This window comes from Methylobacterium sp. E-012 (assembly GCF_057836545.1).
The window spans coordinates 1,149,506-1,168,707 of the sequence record NZ_JBYQEY010000001.1 but is presented as its reverse complement, the minus strand read 5'-3'; the positions used below and the strand labels follow the sequence as shown (position 1 = coordinate 1,168,707).

Here is a 19,202-nt window from a genome sequence, read left to right as displayed (position 1 = left end):
GCGACGTCGACCTGCAGTCACGAGACGCAATGCGTCCTCATCTCCTCGATGTGTCGTGTTTCGACTCGGCGCCATGCCAACTCATCAGCCATCATGACTGAGGGCAAGCCCGGTGCCTAAGGCACCCGGCTCACCCCTGTGACGCGGCGCGCTCCTGAGCGCTCGCGCATGGCGCGTGCGCTTCCCGCCCACCACGTCCGCAAAGAAAATGACGCCTTCAAGGAAATAGGCTAGGCTAATTGCGTCCAGTATACACTTATAGACAGGCACCGGACACAATTAACTGATACACATTCCTGATGGGCCATGAAAATCAAAGTTCTTACCGGCGTGCCCGGCGGAGGTAAATCACGAGCTGTGCGCGATGACATCCTTTCAACGCCTGGCTTCTATCTTCTCGCTCTGCCACGCACTGACCTCATCGACGAATTTGCTCTAGACCTAAAGAGGAGCGTTGAGGAGCGCGGCATCCCCCTGATCGTCGATGCCATTCACTCCAAGCAGATTGTAGAGCGACGCACCGTTCAGCGCCGCGTCCTCGATGCACTGGCCTGTAAGGAGATCGAGAACCACCGGGTAATCCTCATCACTCACGAAACCCTGCTCGCTCTGGATCCCACTCACCTCAGCGGTGTTCACGTCCGCATCGACGAGAACCCGGACTGTTCGGTCCTGTCGGGTGAGTTTCATGGTAAAACGAGTTCCCACTTGCTTGAGCACCATTTTGCTCTGGAGCCATTCAAAGATGGCTCGGCCCGCAGTTTGCTCCGCCGGCGCGCTGGCGTCGAACCGGTCAGTCCAGCAGCCTACAAGGGCGCACCGGCGGATATCGCCGTCCTGCTCAAGGCGGGCAGCAACCGGAATCGCTCCGTCATCATGAACGTGAGGTCCTGGGATGCGGCGCGGATCACGGGACGGCGCGTGCGGTGGTGGTCGATCTGGACACCGATGATGCTGGAGAGCGCTGCCTCGGTTCAGATCGCCTCTTCGGGTTTCCGCAATAGTTTGCTCGCCCACGCTTGCCAGAGGCTGGGCGGCGACGACCTAACAATCGAGCATGTTGACATCGCGGCCGGCGCATCGCGGGCCAAACCGACGATCCGGGTGCATTATTTCACCTTGCATCGCGGCTCGACGACTTGGTGGGCTTCAGATGAAGGAATCCTTAACCTAGTTCGTATTTCGGAATACCTTTCCGCGATCGGGTTTGCGGGCTACTGGTCTTGCAATCACGAGGTACGACTGTTGCTTATCCACCGCTTCCGTGGCGACGTCTGCGCGCCGCGGCAGGCTGGAACCAACGCTCTGCGCCACCATACCGCTTGCGCATACATCTACAGCAACAAGGCGCAAGCGGCGGACGGCGCGATCTTAGAGTTCCTCGGACTGGATGAAAACACCATCACGCAGGTCCGGGAGAACGAGGATATCGCGCAGTTCGTCATGCGAGGGGCAATCCGCGATCCATCCTACGACGGCATTTACGACATCTACCTGTACGACCGACATCAGGCCGAAGCGGTGCGAGATTATCTCGTTGAGAATAGTGTGAGCGAACTGGTCGAACTCGTCCCGGTCAACGAAGTTGGGATTATGTACGCGGGGCGCATTTCGCCACCCCGAAGAGACGAGGGGGGCTGGCAGACCTCAGCGTTGACCCCGGAGGAACGCCGGAAACGTGACCTCGAGGCAGATCGTCTGCGAAAGCGGAGGATACGCGCGGCAGACCGCGAGCAACTCCTCTCAGCGGGGCCTCCTCCCAGGCGCGGTCGACCGCCGAAGAACCGCGCGGCCTGCTTGGGTGCTGCCGCCTTGCCTTGAGTTCCCACGGCATCCAGGTGAGACTTCGTATTTGACGCCTCGGGAATAGGATTGGGGATATGGCTGCCGGCAAGCACATGACGAGAGGCTTGAGGTACTGAAGACCAGCGAAGCGCAACGCTTGCATTAGGAGTAGCTACGCGATTGCGTGCACAACGAGCGCTCGAGTGTGCGTTTGTACACCTAGGAGCCCGTCCGAGTAACGGGTTTGCGGATCGAGATCGGGGTTGAGATCAGGGCGAGCCAGCCCGCGTCATGCTCAGCGCCCGGCTTTGGCCAGCTTGAGGAGGTTGTGGGCGGTGCAGATCATCGCCCATTCGCCGCGGACCTGATCGAGCCCGCGGAGCAGGAACTGTCGGAAGCCCCGGGCCTGCTTGATCTGCCCGAACACCGGCTCGACAACCTGCTTCCTGAGGCGGTAGCGGTACCGGCGGTCAGCCCGCTTCAGCCGCGCGGCCATCGCACGCATCAGAGGCGTCTTCGTCAGCTTTCGACGACCGGTCGCATCCGCCTCGCCGTGACGCGCCCGCCCCGGAGCGAGATAGGCGGTGATCCGCCGCTGCTTCAGCGCGGCCAGGTTCGCCCTGTTGGCTAAGCCTGCATCGCCCGAGACCTCGCACGGCTTGCGCCCAAGATGAGCGCGGACGTCATCGATGAGCGGCACAAGGGCGCGGGCGTCGGCGGCGTTCGTCACGAGGCGGTGCGCCACGATGATCTGATGCGCGCCATCGACGGCGATCTGCCCGTTGTAGCCCTGCACGAACCCGTCGCGGGTCGGCAGGATCCGGCTGTCTGGGTCGGTGAAGTTGCGCTGCGCCCGGTCCAGCGGACCGCCGTCCTCACCGCGCAGGGGCCGACCCTGCCAGCGCATGCCCGAGGATGCACCCGGCCCGCTCTCGTCCTCGGGGTCGGGCGGATCGACCGCTTCCGCTTCCAGCGCGGCCTTGGCGGCGCGGATCGTCTCCAGCCGTCGCTGCTTGTCGGCCATCCAGTCCGGCGTCTCGTCGCCCCGTCGGTTCGCGCCCTGCACCGTATCCTCGGCCGCGTCTGCCTCGCACGCTTGCTCCAGCCAGGCGTCGACTTCGGCGGACAGCGCCGGCTCTGCCGTCTTCATGCGTCCGTAGCTCATCGCCTTGTGCCGGGAGGCGTTGGCCTTCACCTTGGTCCCGTCCACCGCCACGTGGGCGAACTGGACCAAACCAGCCGCGCGGCACAGGCGCAGCACCTGCACGAACAGGTCCGACAGGGCCACGAGGTGGCGCTTGCGGAAGTCGGCGATGGTGCGGAAGTCCGGCCGGTTCAGGCCGGTCACCGCCATGACGTCGACCCGTTCCTCGCAGGCCCGGGCGAGCTGACGCGACGAGTACAGGCCCCGACTGTAGCCGTAGAGCAGCAGCGCCACCATCATCCCCGGATGGTAGGGCGGGTAGCCGCGCTCCTCGCTGTAGGTGTCGAGGATAGCCGAGAGGTCGAGCGCTTCCCGCACCGTGTCGCGGACGAAGTGCGCCATGTGCCCGGGCGGCACGAACTCGTGCAGCGAGGGCGGCAGCAACCAGCCCTGATCCACATCCCAGGAGCGAAACACCTTGGCCATGAGCCGAGTGAAGCACCCTCTGACCTCGCCGTCGAGAGGATTACTCGGACGGGCTCCTAGGAGGCTGCAGGGCGGGGGCAGCCGGATCGAGCAAGGCGACGGGGTGGACACGAGAATATTGCAGCCTCTCTTAAACCGCCGCTAACGTCACCAGGCCGGCGATCACCACCCATCCCCGCGCCGGCCACATTGTTTAACATATTCACAAGGCAGTAAAAACGATGACCAACACAACCGTTCACGTTCTTGTCTCGACCTGTCCCTACGAGCGCATCGCAGCATTTGGGTACAATCTTCGCAGATTCGCTGAGATGCGTCCGAACTCGGAGTTCTCGTGGTCTGAGGTTGACGACAAAGGAGACGACGAGGCTGAAGTCGACGATGATATGGATCTCGAGGAGCATGAGGACGATCTCGGGGGTTTTGGGGAGGACCCGAACTGGGTTCTGTTCGCCGTGCAGTTCCAAAACCAAGCCGACGCGGATGACTATCACGCCTGGGTGCAAGAGGGGTCACCGACACACCCCCACCGTCCAGCATGCATCTTTGATGTCCCGCCGGCTCATGGTGCGGGCGATCGTATCTGGACGCTGCAAATCGGTAGCGACGATCCGCGCGAACCGGACGCAATCTCGCACTACGCGACCGAGGAGGACGCTTTGAACGCACGGCGCGAGTTCCTCGTCGAATGGCTGGCAGAGCGCTTCGAGGATGTCGACGACCCACGTAACGCTGCAGAACTGAACGACGACGAACTGCTCGCCGAATGGGAAGACTTTGAAGGCGAGCGGTGCATCGAGATCCGCAGTCCTCACCGCCCGTCTTAGTCTGACTGCTCCTTATCGTGGGGCTCTCGCACCGCTCGCGGGAGCTCCGAGTTTATCCGACGGCCCCCTCGACCGCCCGCAGCCCGCGCCTCCGCGCCTACGCGATACCGATTTCGTGCGCCATTGCCGTGGTGTTTGCCTCGTTCATACGCAGTACCTCCTCCGGTTGTGGGCACCACTCTGGCTTCTAGGCGATAGGTCAGCCAACTCCACACCTTCAACGCGCATTCGGGTCAGCCTGCACAAAATGAACCCGGTCAACTTGGCGTTCGAATTCGCCGCGGGCTTGATCTTCGTCGGCAGTGTCGGCGCGAGCGCGTGCCTGCCGGTCTGGCAGCCGCAGAACTTCAAGTCTCACGGACTCACGATCATGGAGATCGGGCTCCTCAACTCAGTGCCGTTCGGGGTCGCGGCCGGGCTGATGGTGCTCTGGGCCCGATGCTCGGACCGCACGGGCGAGGGGGCTTGGCACGTCGCCGGGCCGCAGGCGCTTACCGCGCTGTGCCTCGCGGCCGCTTTGGCCGCGCAGGGGTTCGGACCGACGGTCGCGATCCTGTTCCTCGCGATCCTGGGGACCTACGCCGTCAAGGGCCCGTTCTGGGCAATGGTCACGGAATGGCTGCCGCCGGGCGCGTCCGCAGCCGGAATCGCGCAGATCAACGCCATCGGCAACCTCGGCGCCTTCATCGGGACGTACCTGATGGGCGTGATCAAGGACGCGAGCGGCAGCTACGCGCTGGGCCTATTTCCGCTCGCGCTGGTCACGGCCACGGGCGCCGCGCTGGCATTGGGACTGGGCCACACACGTCCTGTTGATCCCCGTCCTACCGGGCGAGCGGCGTGGAACGCAACGCACACCCCGCGGGCGGAAACTCGCGAGGCGGTATGACGTGCAAGTCCCAGCTTGGATCACCGCCCGCTCTGCGCCCTGAGGCCGACAGCCCGTCATCGATGTCCGGAATCACTTCCCCAAGGGACCGAGCGGCGATGCCCTGAAGAGACGCGTCTCGGTGGCGCCGTATCCAGCGTTTCCGGGGCCGCGCTCGGATGGAGGAGGGCGCGACTGGTGGGGAGGTGGACGGCGGCCTGACGAGGCCGTCGTATTTCGAGCGCGGCGCTCCGTGCTCCAAACCCAGCCCATCCCGTCCGCGAGATCGCGGGTAGCGCGCCCGAGGAGACATGCCATGTGCCTAGTGCACTGACTCAGACGGATGGTTCACGGGATCGGCTAACAGCGGCGAGGATGTCGGTGGCTGGCTTGGTCCAGATGAAAGGTCTGGCGCGGCGGTTGTGCTCGGCGATGTAGCGTTTGATGGCCGCCTGCAGGTCGACGACCCCGGTGAAGGAACCGCGTCGCAACCGACGACGGGTCAGCGCGGAGAAGAATCCCTCGACCGCGTTGAGCCATGAGGCCGAGGTTGGGGTGAAATGGAACGTCCAGCGCGGGTGGCGGGCGAGCCAGGCGCGCACCTTCGGATGTTTGTGGGTAGCGATGTTGTCGAGGATCGCGTGGATCGCGTTGCCGGACGGGACGGTGGCTTCGACGGCATTGAGGAACGGGATGAACTCACTGTTCCGGTGGCGCTGCATGCAGCGGCCGAGCACGATGCCCGCCAGAACGTCGAGAGCCGCAAACAGCGTCGTGGTGCCGTGACGGGTATAGTCGTGGGTCTGGGCGGCGGGATGGCCGGGGGCGAACGGACGGTCGGGGCGGGTCCGCTCCAGGGCCTGGATCTGGCTCTTCTCGTCGATGGACAGCACCACCGCGTGGGCGGGTGGGGTCATGTAGAGGCCGACGACATCCTCGACCTTGGCGGCGAAGGCGGGGTCGCGCGAGCGCTTGAACGTGCTCAGCCGGTGCGGGTGGAGGCGGTGCGCGTCCCAGATCGGCTGCACGGCGCGCAACGAGATCCCGACCGCACGGGCCACGGCACTGCCGGTCCAATGGGTGACCTCGCCCGGCGGCTCCGAGCAGGTCAGCGCCAGCACCTCGGCTACCGTCTCGGTCGAATGGGGCGGCGTGCCGGGCGGACGCGTCTTGTCGCGCAGCAGACCTTCGACACCCGCCTCGGCGTAGCGCCGCTGCCAACGCCACACCGCCGGGCGACTGACGCCCGCCCGCCGAGCCATGTCCTGGACGCTCAAGCGCTCGACCGAGAGCAGGACGATGCGGGCGCGCTGGATATGCTTGAGCGGACGGAAGCGGTCGCTGACAATCGTAGCCAGGCGGGCCGCGTCGGCCGCATCGAGGCGCACACAGACCGTCTGAGCCATTGCCCGGACGCGCACGCCTCACCGTCCGCGTGAATCCTCCGTCCGCGTCACTGCACTAGACAGATCCATGTCAGGCTTCAGCCCTCTCCTAGATTGCCGCCGTAAGATCACTTGATCTCGCACCTTCATCGGTCGGGCTTTTAGAACCTAATGATGTCAATCCAGGGTTTGATCTCGTATGCTCTGTAGCCGCCATACTCGTTGTGGGCATCACGCCTATCATGGGTTTGCCCCATGATATAGCGACGTATGTCCTCATCCTTGCACGAGTTTAGCCTCTGACGTGCGCGATGCCTCCCGCTGTAAAGACGCTTGCCCTCGTCAGACTTGAGGCCAATTCTTTTGAGCTTATTGTTGATCGTAAGGTTGAGTTTTGTCTCGCTGGTCGTAAACAGTTTGCCGATGATCCGGTCTGGCAAAAGAAATGTTCCATCCAGCCACTCTGCTGCGAGCAAGCATTCAGGGATCGGAAGCCGCCTCTTACCGTAGTGTTGATCCTTGTCGGTCTCGATGAAGACGCAGCGAACGCGGTGAGAACGTACAAGATTGGCGTCAGCATCGTACTCGTCTTCTTCCACCCACTGCTCTCGGACAATCGAGCATAGGCCAACCGGCCGAACGCTCATGGCACAGTGCATTGCAACCATTGTGAATTCTTCGCGGCTAAAGACCTCCATATTTGCCTTGATGAGCTTGATGTCTTCCTCAGTGAATGGAGTCGCCTTGCGAGCGGGAGTGTAGCCGCTATCGTAGCGTGCCCAATCAGGATCAGCCCACGGATTTCCGTAGAACATCGTGTTCTCGACGTCTCGACGATCCTCATTGATAGCCGCTATCAGGAGCTTCACCATCTTTTTTGTGCGCTCCAGGCCGTGAAGCGGGCGGCCTTCTTCGGCTCGCCCGGCAATTTCTTCTTTGATGAAGGTGGCTACGTCCTTGCGCGACGCGTCCTTTAAAAGTTTTCCATCAGAATGCTCCTTCCAGCGCTTCAAAACATAGTTTACGAGTGCTACATCTCCTTTGTCGGACCGCGGGCGCTTGCCATCTTCGCCGCGTGTGCCGAACCGGCGGTCGAGATAATGCTCAATGACTTCTTGATCTGGATCTTTGAAGCTAACGGCGTCGAGTTTCCGTCTAGCTGCGGCAGCTTCCTTAATGGCCGGGTGCACTAGCCCCGTCGAGGTATAATTTAGGATCGGACGTTTGGCGTTCGGGCGGCTTTCAACTCGACCGTCCGGATAGATCGTCGTGATGGTTGCGGCGGATGCAACGATCTGAGTGCCGTCAGGTTTGCGATCGTTGGTGTCCGGTGGAGCTTCGTACTCGTAGGCGAGATCGGCCATATGCTCGTCAGAGTTGCGGGCGTGGTGGTAGGCCAGCAAGTCGAGATGAGCGCTGATGTGCGGCATGGCCCTCCGTCGAGCCTCTAACTCATCGTGGGTATCGAGGCTGATCTGCTTGTCTGCTGGCCAGCTATCGACGCCGTACAGATCCGTAGCGCTTTCGCGCAGCGCATCGGGGTACTGGAACCGTACGGCCCACTTTCGTCCCGGCTTCCGCGTCACATAATCCCGGTCACCCCGAGCCTTCCGATTGGTACTCGACACCGGTCTGCTCACGCTCTATAGGAACCCGGCAACCGCCGCTCCGGACTTCGGTAGGGACGCGCTTTAGGGACACCTTTAGGTACGGTCAAGGCGTTTAGCCAAGTAACTGAGTCTAAAGGAGTTCTGCCGCGGAGAGGTGGCAGAGCGGTTGAATGCACCGCACTCGAAATGCGGCATGCCTGCAAGGGCATCGGGGGTTCGAATCCCCCCCTCTCCGCCAATCATGCTGAAGTTCTGATCGACGAAGCCCTCTCTCTACGCTCCCGTCTCCGCCTGCACCGCGTCGGTCAGGCGATCCACCGCGCCGCGATCGTCGGCCTTGGCCGGGGTGATATGTGGCGCCGCCACGTGGCCGAGCGTTTCCACCGCCGGGTGAACCTTCGAGCCCCGCTTGCTCCTGTCCCCGTCCTAGCTCGCCGCCCTCGTCCGAGGAGCGCAGCGTCCGCCTGTTCAACACCGCCGGCTCCCCGGGCCCCGCAGCGCCCCGGCCGGGTCTGTAAAGCACGCCGCGGCCCGCCCGAGCGCTGCGCCGGTTGATACATCGCCGCCCGCAGCAGCAGGGCGTGCGGCATGAACCGCCAGGGGGCGCCCGGCTTCACGATGAACCGCAGACCGTTGAACACCTCGCGCCGCGCATCGTCGCGCTCGCGCGAACGCTCCGGCAGGAGCGCCCGATGCGGCGCGCCCAGCCCCCATTCCTCACCGGACACGCGCGGGATAGGTGGGACGCTCCAGGCCCATCCCACCCAAACGCAAACAACACCCATCAGTTCGCAGCACGCGCTAGAGATCGGCGGAACTAAACCCCAGTGACTTATAATAAGCGTCAGCTTTCGAGCGAATGCTCAACTGCCTGCTGTCGAGGAATTGTCCGTGCGGCGTGCTGAAACCCGCAAAGAACAGTTGATAGACCGGCTTGTCGGTGGAGGGCTTGCCCCAGGCCCCCGTCATCAGAACGCATTCGTAGGTCCGCTCGTCGACGAGTTCGAGATTGAGCGTATTGATGTGCGTAAAAGGCTTGCCGAGGCGGCGCAATTGCGTGGTGATGTAGAAGACGCTTGCCGGCACGCCGATGATCAAGAAGCGGTCATACGCACCCAACACCGCGTCGACGAGATCCTTGTCCATTAGCCAGCAGCAGAAATGCGGCAGGTCGATCAGGGTCCGCCGCCCGGGGAAGGTCGGACGCCTGGGCGGCGGATCGCGCAGCAGGCGCTCCTCGATCCGCGAGACCAGGCTCGGCGGGGCGTAGACGACGTTATCGTGACGGTGGTTGACCCGGTCGATGACGTCCCACTGCCGGGTCAGATCCGTGAAAATCGGCAGCGTGGCGATCTTCAGGACATCGGCACCGAGATAACCGGCCAGGCGGTCCAGACTCGTGTCGTGATCGTCGCTCAAATCCTGACCGAACTGTACCGAGATCGGCAGCAGATGGTGCTTCAGGGTATAGCGCTGCCAGCGATACGCCAGCATCTCCGTTCCGGCCTCCCGGATATTCATCCGGTTGAGCAACGGGTAGACCTGCTCCTTGGCGAAGGCAATCTCGGCCACGTCGTCGACGAGGAGCAAGCTCGCCCCTTTCACAATCGCCAAGACCTCATCGACCATGTCCAGGGATTCGCCCGTGCCATCCGTCCGGAAATAATCGCAGACGATCAGATCGTTGAGCAGGACCTCGCTCGGCGGAACACAGACGTGCTCCAACGACACGGGGCAGCCCAGCAAGGCGGACCAATGTTCAAGCGTCTCCGGGCTGATGCCCTCGACGATCCCGCGGTCGCACAGCGCGACGATCCTGATCCCGTCCTCGGCGCTGTCGGCTTCTGCCGCGGCGTCGCTCGCGAGGATCTCGTTGATGGAGCGACGCGTATCGATGGCGCGGCCGTGATGCGACGCGATGATGGAGATCAGGACGCGGCCGAGGGAGTCCAGGCAATCCGCGACGGGCTCGTCCCGTGGCACGTGCGGGAACAGGGCGTCGAAGTCATCGGCCAGCGAGGTGCGTCTGCTCGACCGCACGTGCGTGACGTGCGCCTTCCACCGTTCGAGCGTCGCGCGCCGGTTGGCCTTTCCGGAGGAGGTTTTGACGATGAACCGACTCGGAACGAAGTGGATCTGAACGACCTCGATGCCGGTCAGATCGGACAGCCTCCTCTGCAGCGCGCCGGCATCGGTCCGCGCGAAGAACGTTTCGTCTTCGATGAAGGCGATCGGCAGCTCGGTCCCAAGCTCGTCCGAGCGCTCGGCGCAGACGACGGCGCGGCCCCGGGATTCGGGCACCAGCGTCTCCACGGCCCGGTCGAGGTCGTTCAGCATGTATTTGCGGCCCGCGATGTTGAGCACGTCACCGGTGCGGCCGGTGACGATCAACGCCCCCCCGTGCAGGAAGCCGGCGTCCCCCGTCGGGTAGAATCCCCGCGCGTCGGCGATCTCGGCACCGCCCAGGTAGCGGCGCATGGCGGTCGGGCTCGTCACGAAGATCTGCCCGTCGCGGATCTCCAGCTCCACTCCGGGGATCGGGGCGCCGCACGAGACGAGGCGGCGCCCGTCATGCTCGACGATCGAGAGGGCGTCCGACTGCGCGACGGCGAAGACGTTCTCGGCCATCGCATAACAGGACGCGAACGTGCTCGGATCGAGGGCGTGCGCAGCCAGGAAGCGCTCGGCGGTCTCCGCGTAGACCGGTTCGGAGCAGGAGACCCAGCGCCGCATCGAACCCAGATCGCCGGCCGGCTGTCGCGCCATGATCTCGAAGCCGAAATTGGGCATGTAGCAATACGTGCCGCGGTGGGCCGCGATGGCGTCGAACAGCAGCTTCGGCCGGCGGACCCAGGTGATCGGGTCGATCATCACCACGGGCACCCCCAGGACCAGGGGCATCAGAAAGCAGGCGACGAACCCCATATCGTGATAGAGCGGCAACCAGGACACGCAGACATCGTCCGAGCGAAGCCGCATGATCGCGTTGTAGGCCCCGACATGGGCCTCGACTTGGCTGCGGGTGAACGCCAGCGCCTTGCGATGTCCCGTGGTGCCGGATGAGAGCTGCAGGATCGCCCGCGCCCGGAACGCGAAACGCTGCCCGACGCCGCTCCCCTCGGGGAGGTGATCGATCCCGAATGGGACGGCGAGATCCGGCAGCAGGTCGGCGATCTCGGGCGCGCAGACCACGTGGTCGAGCGTCGCGAGCGTGACCGAATTCGCCACCGACGCGCGCCAGGCCGCCCGGTCCTGCTTCTCGGTCGGGTACTGCAGGATCAGCGGCTCGAACCCCGCCGACACGAGGCCAAGCCAAGCCACGATCAGCGCGGGCTCGGAGCGGAATACGAGGCCGATCCGCTGTCCGGCCAAGTCCTGCCGGAAGCGCAGCGCCGCGGCTTCGGCCAGCCGCCTCAGCTCGGCGGCCGGCATCGTGCGGCTGCCGTCCTCTGACACGAAGGTGAAGTCGCAGAGCTTCAGGTCGAACGCCGGGCCCGGATCTGCCGTGTCGCCCCGCGATGCGGATCGGTCCCGAGCGCCCAGAAGACTGGCAACCCACCGCTTAAGCCGCATGATCATCTCGTCTGAACCAAGGCTTCCGACGCCGGCGGAGTTCGGCCCGGGCGCGGGGCGCACCTTCTGTCGCATCGTCGATCGACGGGCGCGGAGCAACGATATGCGGCTGAGAGGACGCGGTCTGCACCCAACGGGCTACCTCGACGCATGCGCTGGGACCGGCGGCGGCGCGCACCGACGGAGATCGGGACCCACCGCGGCACGCTCTAGACGGACCCATCACGAACGTACGGTTGCCGGTGGCGTGGAGTTGCGTCGGCGCCCGCGTGCCACGGGCTCGATCAAGAAGCACATCCGCCGCGCAGCGGCCTGTTACATGGCTTTCGGCAGCCGATCCACACATCCTTCACGCGGATCGCCCGCCCGACGGGCGCTCGGCGAGATCCTCCGGCACATCGCCCGACGGCCCGAGGATCGTCACGCCCTCCGGCCGGCCGGTCTCATCGTCGGCCAGGATCCTGAGCGCCGCCGCCCCCGGCACCCGCCTGCGGAGGGTCTCGGCCTCCTTCAGCGCGCCGAAACCGGTCGGCGCCGGCTCTGGTCGCGCCAGTCGGAACCGCTCGAATGCCTGCACGCGGGATGCACCGACGTCGAACCTAAACCCCCGCAGGGCGGCAGGCCACGCGCTATCGCCGCTCCGGAGGACGGGGCCCGCGCGCCAAAGTGAAACCGCGACACGACCTCGCCCCGGAAACGGTCGACATCGCGCCGCCCCTCGGGCATTCAGAGTGGTCTTGGGAGGAACCATGACCGGCGCAGCGACGATCCCGGGACCGGAGCGCGAGCGGATCGCCGCGGCGCTCGCCGAGATCGCCTGTGCGGCCGGCGAGATCCTGCGCGGCTATCACCGGGCCCCCTGCCCCCACGCCCTAAAGCCCGACGGATCGCCGTCGAGCGCCGCCGACATCGAGGCCGAGGATCTGATCGTCGCCGCCCTGGCCGGACGGTTCCCCGGAATCGCGGTGATCGCCGAGGAGCGCCACCGGGACGGCGCGGCGCGGCCGGGCGAGATCTTCTTCCTCGTCGATCCCCTGGACGGCACCCGCGACTTCCTGGCCGGGACGCCGGACTACTCGGTCAACATCGCCCTGGTGGCGGGCGAGCGCCCGGTGGCGGCGGCCCTGGCGGCGCCGGGGCTCGGCCGGGTCTGGTGGGCGGGTCCGGCGACCGTCGAGGCCCCGGTGATCGCGGGACGGCCGGGCGCCGGGCGGCCGGTGCGGACGCGGCCGGTGCCCGAGGCCGGCCTGCTGGCCCTCGGCAGCCGTCGGCACGGCGACGCCGCCACCGCCACCTGCCTCGCCGCCCTGCCGGTGCTGGAGACGCGCCAGGTCGGTTCCGCCGTCAAGTTCGGCCTGATCGCCGCCGGCGAGGCGGACATCTACGTGCGCTGCGGCCCGACCATGGAATGGGACACGGCGGCCGGCGACCATATCGTGGCGGCCGCCGGGGGGTGCGTGGTGGTGCCGGGGGGCGGCCCGATCCGCTACGGGCGGCACGGGTCGGATTACCGCAACGGGCCCTTCGCGGCGATGGGTGATCCGACCCTGGCCCGGCGCCTCGCCCTGCCGACGTCCTGCGGGACCCGCGGACCGGACCGGCCGCCATTCACCGCGGCGGCGTCGTAGGCGGCACGTCCAGCAGGCCCTGCAGGCCGGGCCATGCCGCCTCCGCCTGCCCGGCAAGGCCGGGATCGGCCAGGAACCGGGCGCGGCGCACGGCATCCCGGAACAGGTAGAGCCGGCCGCCGAGCACCGCGAAGATCAGCGGATCGGCATCCACCAGCCGGCCCTCCAGGATCCCGGCGGCGTCGTAGCCCCCGAGCCGCGGGGCGTAGGCGGCCGGATCGTCCCGGAAGGCCGCGCGGTTGGCCCCGTTGGCGAAACGCCAGACCCGCCCGCCCCAGGACACTTCGAACCGGCCCGTGCCGGCGGTTGGTCCGCCCTCCAGAAAGTAGCTGACAGGATCGAAGCCGTTGAGCGTCAGCAGGGCGAACCCGGCCCCCGCCGGCTCGGCCCGCGCCGGCGGCGCCATGGCCAGGGTCAGGGCCGCGCAGAGGACGAGCGCGCGGGGTGCGGGATCGGGACGCGTTAACCACATCTTGCGGATTCCCTCGGAAGCTGGTCCGACTCGGGCGCCCGCGGGACGCGGGCCCGGACGGAGCAGGGCTCCCGGGCCGCGGCCGATGCCGGCGCGGCGGACGGGAACGGACAGATCCATCGCACGAACCGTTAATCGAACCGGGCGAGGAGACAACGATGACGGCACGAGACGATCGCGGAACCGACCGCCGCCGCCTGCTGCGCGCGGGCCTCGCCCTGGCGCTCGGCACCCCGCTGGGCGCTTCCCTGGCCGGCCTCGGCGGCGCGGGCGCCGCCCTAGCGCGCGGGGCGGACCCGGATACCCCCGAGACCTTCCGCCCCGGCGAGATCGTGGAATCGGGCCACCGGTTCTTCGGCTCGGTCTCCCGCGGCCTCGCCCTGACCGTCGAGGAGGCGGGCCGGCGCTGGGGCGAGCCGAACGGCTACATCCTCGGCCAGGAGGGCGGCGCCGCGGTGGTGGCCGGCCTCCGCTACGGCGAGGGCACCCTCTTCACCCGCAATGCCGGCCAGCGGCGCATCTACTGGCAGGGGCCGTCGGTGGGCTTCGACGTCGGCGGCGACGGGGCGCGCACCATGATGCTCGTCTACAACCTGCCGAACGTGCGCGACCTGTACCGGCGCTTCGCCGGCGTCGACGGCTCGGCCTACCTGGTCGGCGGCTTCGGCATGACCGCGGTGGTCAACGACCGGATCATCGTGGTGCCGATCCGCAGCGGCGTCGGCGCCCGGCTCGGCATCAATGTCGGCTATCTGAAATTCACCCGGGAGCCGACCTGGAACCCGTTCTGATGGATCGGCGGAATCGGATTTCACCCTTCCGATCAACCTGGGCTAGAGTGGACACGGGTCGGGTCGTCCGGCCGGATACGCGGGCTGTTCCCTCGTGATCGAAACGGCGATGATCTTCGCGCTGGGCTTCCTGGCGGCGAGCCTGTGCGGCCTCCTGCTGCTGCCGGCCCTCAACGCCCGCGCCGCCCGGCTGGCCCGGCGGCGGGCCGAGGCGCGCCTGCCCCTGTCGCCGGCCGAGATCGCCGCCGAGCGCGACTTCCTGCGCGCGCAATTCGCCGTGCAGCAGCGCCGCCTGGAGCGCCGGGCCGAGACCGCGGAGGCCAAGCGCCAGGCCGAGATGGCGGCGCTCGGGGCGGGGACCATGCGGGTCGCCGCCCTCGCCCGCGACGTCGCGGCGCGGGACGCCGACATCGCCCAGGCCCAGTCCAAGACCCGGGAGCTCGAGACCGAACTCGCGCTGGCCCGCGAGGACGGTACGGCGAGCCTCGCCACGCTCCAGGCCCTCGAAGAGGCCCATGCCGACCTGCTCGACAGTCTCCTGGGGCTGCGCCGGGGTGAGACCACGGCGGCCGGCCCGGATGCCGCGGCCGTGACGGCGGAGCGCGACGATCTGCGCGCGAGCCTCCGGGCGGCCGAGGAGGCGCTGGCCCTGACGGTGGCGGATCGGCAAGGGGATCGGCAGGGGGATCGACACGCGGACCGCCAATCGGACCGCCAATCAGACCGCCAAGCCGGCATCGAGCGGGAGAACGCCGATCTGCGCCGGCGAATCGCGGATGTGGCCGACGCCCTGACGAATCCGGGCCGGATGCCCCGGGCCGCCTACCCGGTCGCGCAGGCCGAACGCGTCTGACCCGGATTCGGGCCCGCCGGACGGTCCTGCCGGGCGCGTCGGACGCGAAAACCTGGGACCCTCGCCTTGTTTCGACCACGCGGAGGCCCCATCGCAGCGCGGACTCGCTCAACATCATCCCTGTCCGAAAGATGGTACGGATACCCATGCGCCTGAAGCCCATCGTCCTCGCCGTCGTGGCGACCGCTGCCCTGGCACTGCCGGCAGCGGCGCAGCAATCGAAGCGCGGCAACGAGACCCTGAAGAAGTACTGCACCGGTGACTACCTGACCTATTGCGGCAACCTGGCCCCCGACGATCCGGCCACCGATGCCTGCTTCCAGAAGAACTGGAAGAAGCTCAGCGAGAACTGCCGCCGTGCGATCGACGCCTACGAGGCCGAGCAGGGTCAGGACGCGCCCGCCAAGGGCCGGCAGGGCGCGCAGGGCGGGAAGGAACGCCGCGGCTGAGGCCGAAGGGCCAACGCGGTTCCGGCCCGGCCCTGATGCGGGCCCGCCTGTTGCGGGCCTGCGCTCGCGCCGGCGCGCGGCAACCGCTAAGGTCGCGCTTCCGCCGGCCCCTCCGCGTGCCGGTGCCGAGCCCGCCGGACCCTCGCGCGATGTTGTCGAACCCCGCCCTCAAGCTCCTCGCCGCGGCCGGCCTCGTCGCCCTGGCGGTCTCCGCCTGCGGGCGGCGGGGCGCCCTCGAACCGCCCCAGACCGCGGCCCCCGCCGCCGCCGCCGCGCCGGCGGCTTCGGATGCGGTGAACGGCCGCCGGACCCTGCCGGTCTCCGTGGGCCTCGGCGGGGGCGCGCCGGAGCCGGATGCGGCCTCGGTGCGCGCCGGGGACGAGCTGTCCGAGGCGGCGGTGCCGCCGGGGGGCACCGACGCGCCGGTGCAGACCAGCCGCGGCGCCCGGCGCGGCTATCGTATCCCGAAGGAACCTTTCATTCTGGATCCGCTGCTGTAGAGGGCGGGGGCCGGAGGGCCGCGCCGTCGCGGCGCTCTCTTGGCGATCCGGTCGCCGGAGCGCTCCGCGGCCGGATGTTTCACGGGAAACAGCCCGCTTCTCCGCGCGCAGACGAGACACGGCCGAGATGCACCATTTCCACTATCGCGACGGCCGCCTGCAGGCCGAGGACGTCGACCTGACGGGCCTCGCCGCAGAGGTCGGCACGCCGTTCTACTGCTACAGCACCGCCACCCTGGAGCGGCATTACCGCGTGTTCGCCGAGGCCTTCGCGGGCGACGACGCGCTGGTCTGCTTCGCCATGAAGGCGAATTCCAACCAAGCCGTGCTGCGCACCCTCGCGGCCCGGGGCGCCGGGATGGACATCGTCTCGGGGGGCGAGCTGCACCGGGCGCTGGCGGCGGGGGTCGATCCCGGCAAGATCGTCTTCTCGGGCGTGGGCAAGACCCGCGCCGAGATGGCGGCGGCGCTGAAGGCCGGCATCTTCTGCTTCAATGTCGAGAGCGAGCCGGAACTCGCGGCCCTGTCGGAGACCGCCACGGAACTCGGCCTCACGGCGCCGGTCTCGATCCGCGTGAACCCGGACGTGGATGCCGGCACCCACGCCAAGATCTCCACCGGCAAGTCCGAGAACAAGTTCGGCATCCCGATCACCCGGGCGCCTGCGGTCTACGCCGCGGCCGCATCCCTGCCGGGCCTCGCGGTCCACGGGGTCGACATGCATATCGGCAGCCAGATCACCGACCTGGCGCCCTTCGCCGGTGCGGCGCGCCTGCTCGCCGACCTCGCCCGGCAGCTCCTGGCGGCGGGCCATCCCCTGCGCCACATCGATTTCGGCGGCGGCCTCGGGATTCCCTACCACGACGACAACGCCCCGCCCCCGGACCCGGCCGCCCTGGCGGCGACCCTGCGGCCGCATTTCGCGCCGCTCGGCCTGCGCCCGGTCTTCGAGATCGGCCGGATGATCGCCGGCAATGCCGGGATCCTGGTGACCCGGGTGCTGTACGTGAAGCGGACGGAGGGGCGCACCTTCGTGATCGTCGATGCGGCGATGAACGACCTGATCCGCCCGACCCTGTACGAGGCCCATCACGGCCTGCGGCCCGTGGCCGAGCCGGACCCGGAGGCGCCGCGCATGGTCGCCGACGTGGTCGGCCCGGTCTGCGAGAGCGGCGACTACCTCGCGCTCCAGCGGGAGATGCCGGCGGTGCGGGCGGGCGATCTGATCGCGGTGATGAGCGCGGGCGCCTACGGGGCGGTCCAGTCCTGCACCTACAACACCCGGGCGCTGGTGCCGGAGGTGCTGGTGCGGGGGGACCGCGCCGCCGTCGTGCGCCCGCGCGTCGAGGTCGAGGCGCTGATCGCCCTCGATCGGGTGCCGGACTGGCTGGCGTGAGCGGCGCATCCGCGTCGGCGTCGGCGGCCGCCGCCGCCGGCCCCCTGCCCCTGTCGATCTTCGTCATCGCCCACAACGAGGCGGACCGGATCGGCGCGACGCTCCGGGCGGTGCGCGCCCTGACCGACGACCTCGTGGTGGTCGATTCGGGTTCCACCGACGGCACGCAGGCTTTGGCCGCCTCGCTCGGCGCGCGGGTGATCCACAATCCCTGGCCGGGCTACGGGCCGCAGAAGCGCTTCGCCGAGGAGCAGTGCCGGCACGTCTGGCTGCTGAACCTCGACGCCGACGAGGTGGTGCCGGAGCCCCTCGCCCGGGAGATCCGCGGCCTGTTCGCGGCGGGCGAGCCGCGCCGGGCTGCGTGGCGGATCGGCATCGCCGAGATCTTCCCCGGCGAGACGCGCCCGCACCCGCTGGCCTACACGCTGACCCCGGTGCGGCTCTACCGGAAGGATCGGGGCCGCTACGCCGCCTCCCCGGTCCACGACCGGGTGGCGCTGGAGCCGGGGGTGGCGGCGGGACGGCTCCGGGGGGTGATCCACCATTTCTCGGTGCGCTCGCTCGGCGACCAACTCGACAAGCTCAACCGCTACTCGGATCAGCAGGCGGACGACCTGGAGGCCCGGGGGGTGGTGATCCCGAGCTGGCGCGTCTTCGTCGAACTGCCGGGCAATTTCCTGAAGGCCTATCTGGGCCGGCGCCACGTGGTGCGCGGCACCTACGGCTTCCTGACGGCGATGAACTACGCGATCGCGCGGCACCTGCGCATCGCCAAGCACTACGAGCGCCGCCGCCTGGCCACGGTCCGCCGGGATCGGGTTGACCCGCCCGGCCCGACCTTCTAGAGCCAAGGCGCCGGAGACGTGGCCGAGCGGCTGAAGGCACTCGTTTGCTAAATGAGCATACCCAGAAATGGGTATCGAGGGTTCGAATCCCTCCGTCTCCGCCACTTACGTGGCTTAAGTTGCTGTTTTAACTTAGAAAACAGACCCAGCGGCAACTGCCGCCCCACCTTTTGACCCACATTTTGAAACGGCTTGTACCGGCTCGTATCGGACGCAGCCGGACGATGCGGCCTCACGCGCGCGAGGGCCGACACCAAACCTTGATAGGGGAGGACGAGCTTTGTTGCAGACTGCGTGGTCGCGCTTCCCCGCATCCCTTCGCGCTCGTCCCCCATCAAGGTCGTCGCGAGGTTCTCCCTAGACCGCAATCATCATCCCAACAGGATCACTCATGGCCGGCCTTAAGGACAAGCGTGGCTTCATCGATAAGGACCGACTCGATCTGTCGGAACGCAAGGCTGTCGAGTTCTGGATGAAGCGCTGGGGCGTCACGCAGGACCAACTTACGGCCGCGCATCGGAAGGTCGGTCGAATGACCAAGGACATCGCCGCCGAGTTGGGCAAGAAGCGTTAGGGGCACGCTCGCCACG

The 19,202-nt window shown here is 67.3% G+C and carries 17 protein-coding genes, 2 tRNA genes and 1 pseudogene; 13 read left to right on the top strand and 7 right to left on the bottom strand.

The genetic code is table 11. The features are described from left to right. The first annotated feature begins 306 nt into the window (after positions 1-306). On the top strand, positions 307-1,821 hold the full coding sequence (locus AC3IF1_RS05560) for a hypothetical protein (RefSeq protein ID WP_489216409.1): 1,515 nt from the start codon (positions 307-309) through the stop codon (positions 1,819-1,821). A 259-nt stretch (positions 1,822-2,080) separates the two neighbouring features. Here AC3IF1_RS05560 and AC3IF1_RS05555 read toward each other — a convergent pair whose 3' ends face one another. Further along, positions 2,081-3,415, bottom strand: a complete 1,335-nt coding sequence (locus AC3IF1_RS05555) for an IS1182 family transposase (RefSeq protein ID WP_489216407.1) — start codon at positions 3,413-3,415, stop codon at positions 2,081-2,083. Positions 3,416-3,636: 221 nt separating this feature from the next. Between AC3IF1_RS05555 and AC3IF1_RS05550 the strand changes: the two genes are divergently transcribed. Then, positions 3,637-4,242, top strand: coding sequence for a hypothetical protein (locus AC3IF1_RS05550; protein WP_489216405.1), 606 nt, complete (start codon positions 3,637-3,639; stop codon positions 4,240-4,242). Positions 4,243-4,489: 247 nt separating this feature from the next. Next, a complete protein-coding gene (locus tag AC3IF1_RS05545) occupies positions 4,490-5,131 on the top strand; it encodes an MFS transporter (RefSeq protein WP_489216403.1) in 642 nt (213 codons plus the stop codon). Between the two features lie 314 nt (positions 5,132-5,445). Here AC3IF1_RS05545 and AC3IF1_RS05540 read toward each other — a convergent pair whose 3' ends face one another. Then, positions 5,446-6,516, bottom strand: coding sequence for an IS630 family transposase (locus tag AC3IF1_RS05540; RefSeq protein WP_489220324.1), 1,071 nt, complete (start codon positions 6,514-6,516; stop codon positions 5,446-5,448). Positions 6,517-6,656: 140 nt separating this feature from the next. After that, positions 6,657-8,123: a site-specific integrase gene (locus AC3IF1_RS05535; RefSeq protein WP_489216401.1), complete on the bottom strand. Its 1,467-nt coding sequence runs from the start codon at positions 8,121-8,123 to the stop codon at positions 6,657-6,659. A 130-nt stretch (positions 8,124-8,253) separates the two neighbouring features. On the opposite strand from AC3IF1_RS05535, the gene AC3IF1_RS05530 reads away from it, so the two are divergent. Continuing rightward, positions 8,254-8,343, top strand: a tRNA-Ser gene (locus AC3IF1_RS05530). 44 nt (positions 8,344-8,387) lie between these two features. Here the strand turns inward: AC3IF1_RS05530 and AC3IF1_RS05525 are convergent. The 3 genes and pseudogenes from AC3IF1_RS05525 to AC3IF1_RS05515 all read right to left on the bottom strand — a co-directional run. Further along, positions 8,388-8,864 (bottom strand): annotated as a pseudogene (locus AC3IF1_RS05525) (transposase family protein); the annotation flags it as partial. A gap of 42 nt (positions 8,865-8,906) precedes the next feature. Beyond that, on the bottom strand, positions 8,907-11,537 hold the full coding sequence (locus AC3IF1_RS05520; RefSeq protein WP_489220323.1) for an AMP-binding protein: 2,631 nt from the start codon (positions 11,535-11,537) through the stop codon (positions 8,907-8,909). Between the two features lie 490 nt (positions 11,538-12,027). Then, entirely contained in the window at positions 12,028-12,255 is a 228-nt protein-coding gene (locus AC3IF1_RS05515; RefSeq protein WP_489216399.1) for a hypothetical protein, read from the bottom strand. A 172-nt stretch (positions 12,256-12,427) separates the two neighbouring features. Here AC3IF1_RS05515 and AC3IF1_RS05510 point away from each other — a divergent pair, with 172 nt between their 5' ends. Further along, the gene (locus AC3IF1_RS05510) at positions 12,428-13,306 is read left to right on the top strand and encodes a 3'(2'),5'-bisphosphate nucleotidase CysQ family protein (protein WP_489216397.1); all 879 of its coding nucleotides are present in this window, start codon (positions 12,428-12,430) and stop codon (positions 13,304-13,306) included. Here AC3IF1_RS05510 and AC3IF1_RS05505 read toward each other — a convergent pair. After that, complete coding sequence (locus AC3IF1_RS05505) at positions 13,287-13,778, bottom strand: YHS domain-containing (seleno)protein (RefSeq protein ID WP_243967451.1); 492 nt, start codon at positions 13,776-13,778, stop codon at positions 13,287-13,289. The genes AC3IF1_RS05510 and AC3IF1_RS05505 overlap by 20 nt on opposite strands. A gap of 158 nt (positions 13,779-13,936) precedes the next feature. Between AC3IF1_RS05505 and AC3IF1_RS05500 the strand changes: the two genes are divergently transcribed. The 8 genes from AC3IF1_RS05500 to AC3IF1_RS05465 all read left to right on the top strand — a co-directional run bounded on the left by AC3IF1_RS05500 (position 13,937) and on the right by AC3IF1_RS05465 (position 19,186). Continuing rightward, complete coding sequence (locus AC3IF1_RS05500) at positions 13,937-14,569, top strand: DUF1134 domain-containing protein (RefSeq protein ID WP_243967452.1); 633 nt, start codon at positions 13,937-13,939, stop codon at positions 14,567-14,569. Positions 14,570-14,678: 109 nt separating this feature from the next. Beyond that, on the top strand, positions 14,679-15,422 hold the full coding sequence (locus AC3IF1_RS05495) for a hypothetical protein (protein WP_489216394.1): 744 nt from the start codon (positions 14,679-14,681) through the stop codon (positions 15,420-15,422). 146 nt (positions 15,423-15,568) lie between these two features. Continuing rightward, entirely contained in the window at positions 15,569-15,871 is a 303-nt protein-coding gene (locus AC3IF1_RS05490; protein ID WP_243967454.1) for a 3',5'-cyclic-nucleotide phosphodiesterase, read from the top strand. Positions 15,872-16,020: 149 nt separating this feature from the next. Further along, positions 16,021-16,371: an LPS translocon maturation chaperone LptM gene (gene lptM / locus AC3IF1_RS05485; RefSeq protein WP_489216392.1), complete on the top strand. Its 351-nt coding sequence runs from the start codon at positions 16,021-16,023 to the stop codon at positions 16,369-16,371. Positions 16,372-16,498: 127 nt separating this feature from the next. Then, positions 16,499-17,767 carry a diaminopimelate decarboxylase gene (lysA, locus tag AC3IF1_RS05480; protein ID WP_489216390.1) on the top strand — a complete coding sequence of 423 codons (1,269 nt, stop codon included), beginning with the start codon at positions 16,499-16,501 and terminating at the stop codon, positions 17,765-17,767. Then, the gene (locus tag AC3IF1_RS05475; RefSeq protein WP_489216388.1) at positions 17,764-18,612 is read left to right on the top strand and encodes a glycosyltransferase family 2 protein; all 849 of its coding nucleotides are present in this window, start codon (positions 17,764-17,766) and stop codon (positions 18,610-18,612) included. The genes lysA and AC3IF1_RS05475 overlap by 4 nt, the downstream gene beginning before the upstream one ends. 12 nt (positions 18,613-18,624) lie before the next feature. Continuing rightward, a tRNA-Ser gene (locus AC3IF1_RS05470) sits at positions 18,625-18,716 on the top strand. A 287-nt stretch (positions 18,717-19,003) separates the two neighbouring features. After that, the gene (locus tag AC3IF1_RS05465; RefSeq protein WP_003600567.1) at positions 19,004-19,186 is read left to right on the top strand and encodes a DUF3606 domain-containing protein; all 183 of its coding nucleotides are present in this window, start codon (positions 19,004-19,006) and stop codon (positions 19,184-19,186) included. Positions 19,187-19,202: the final 16 nt, after the last annotated feature.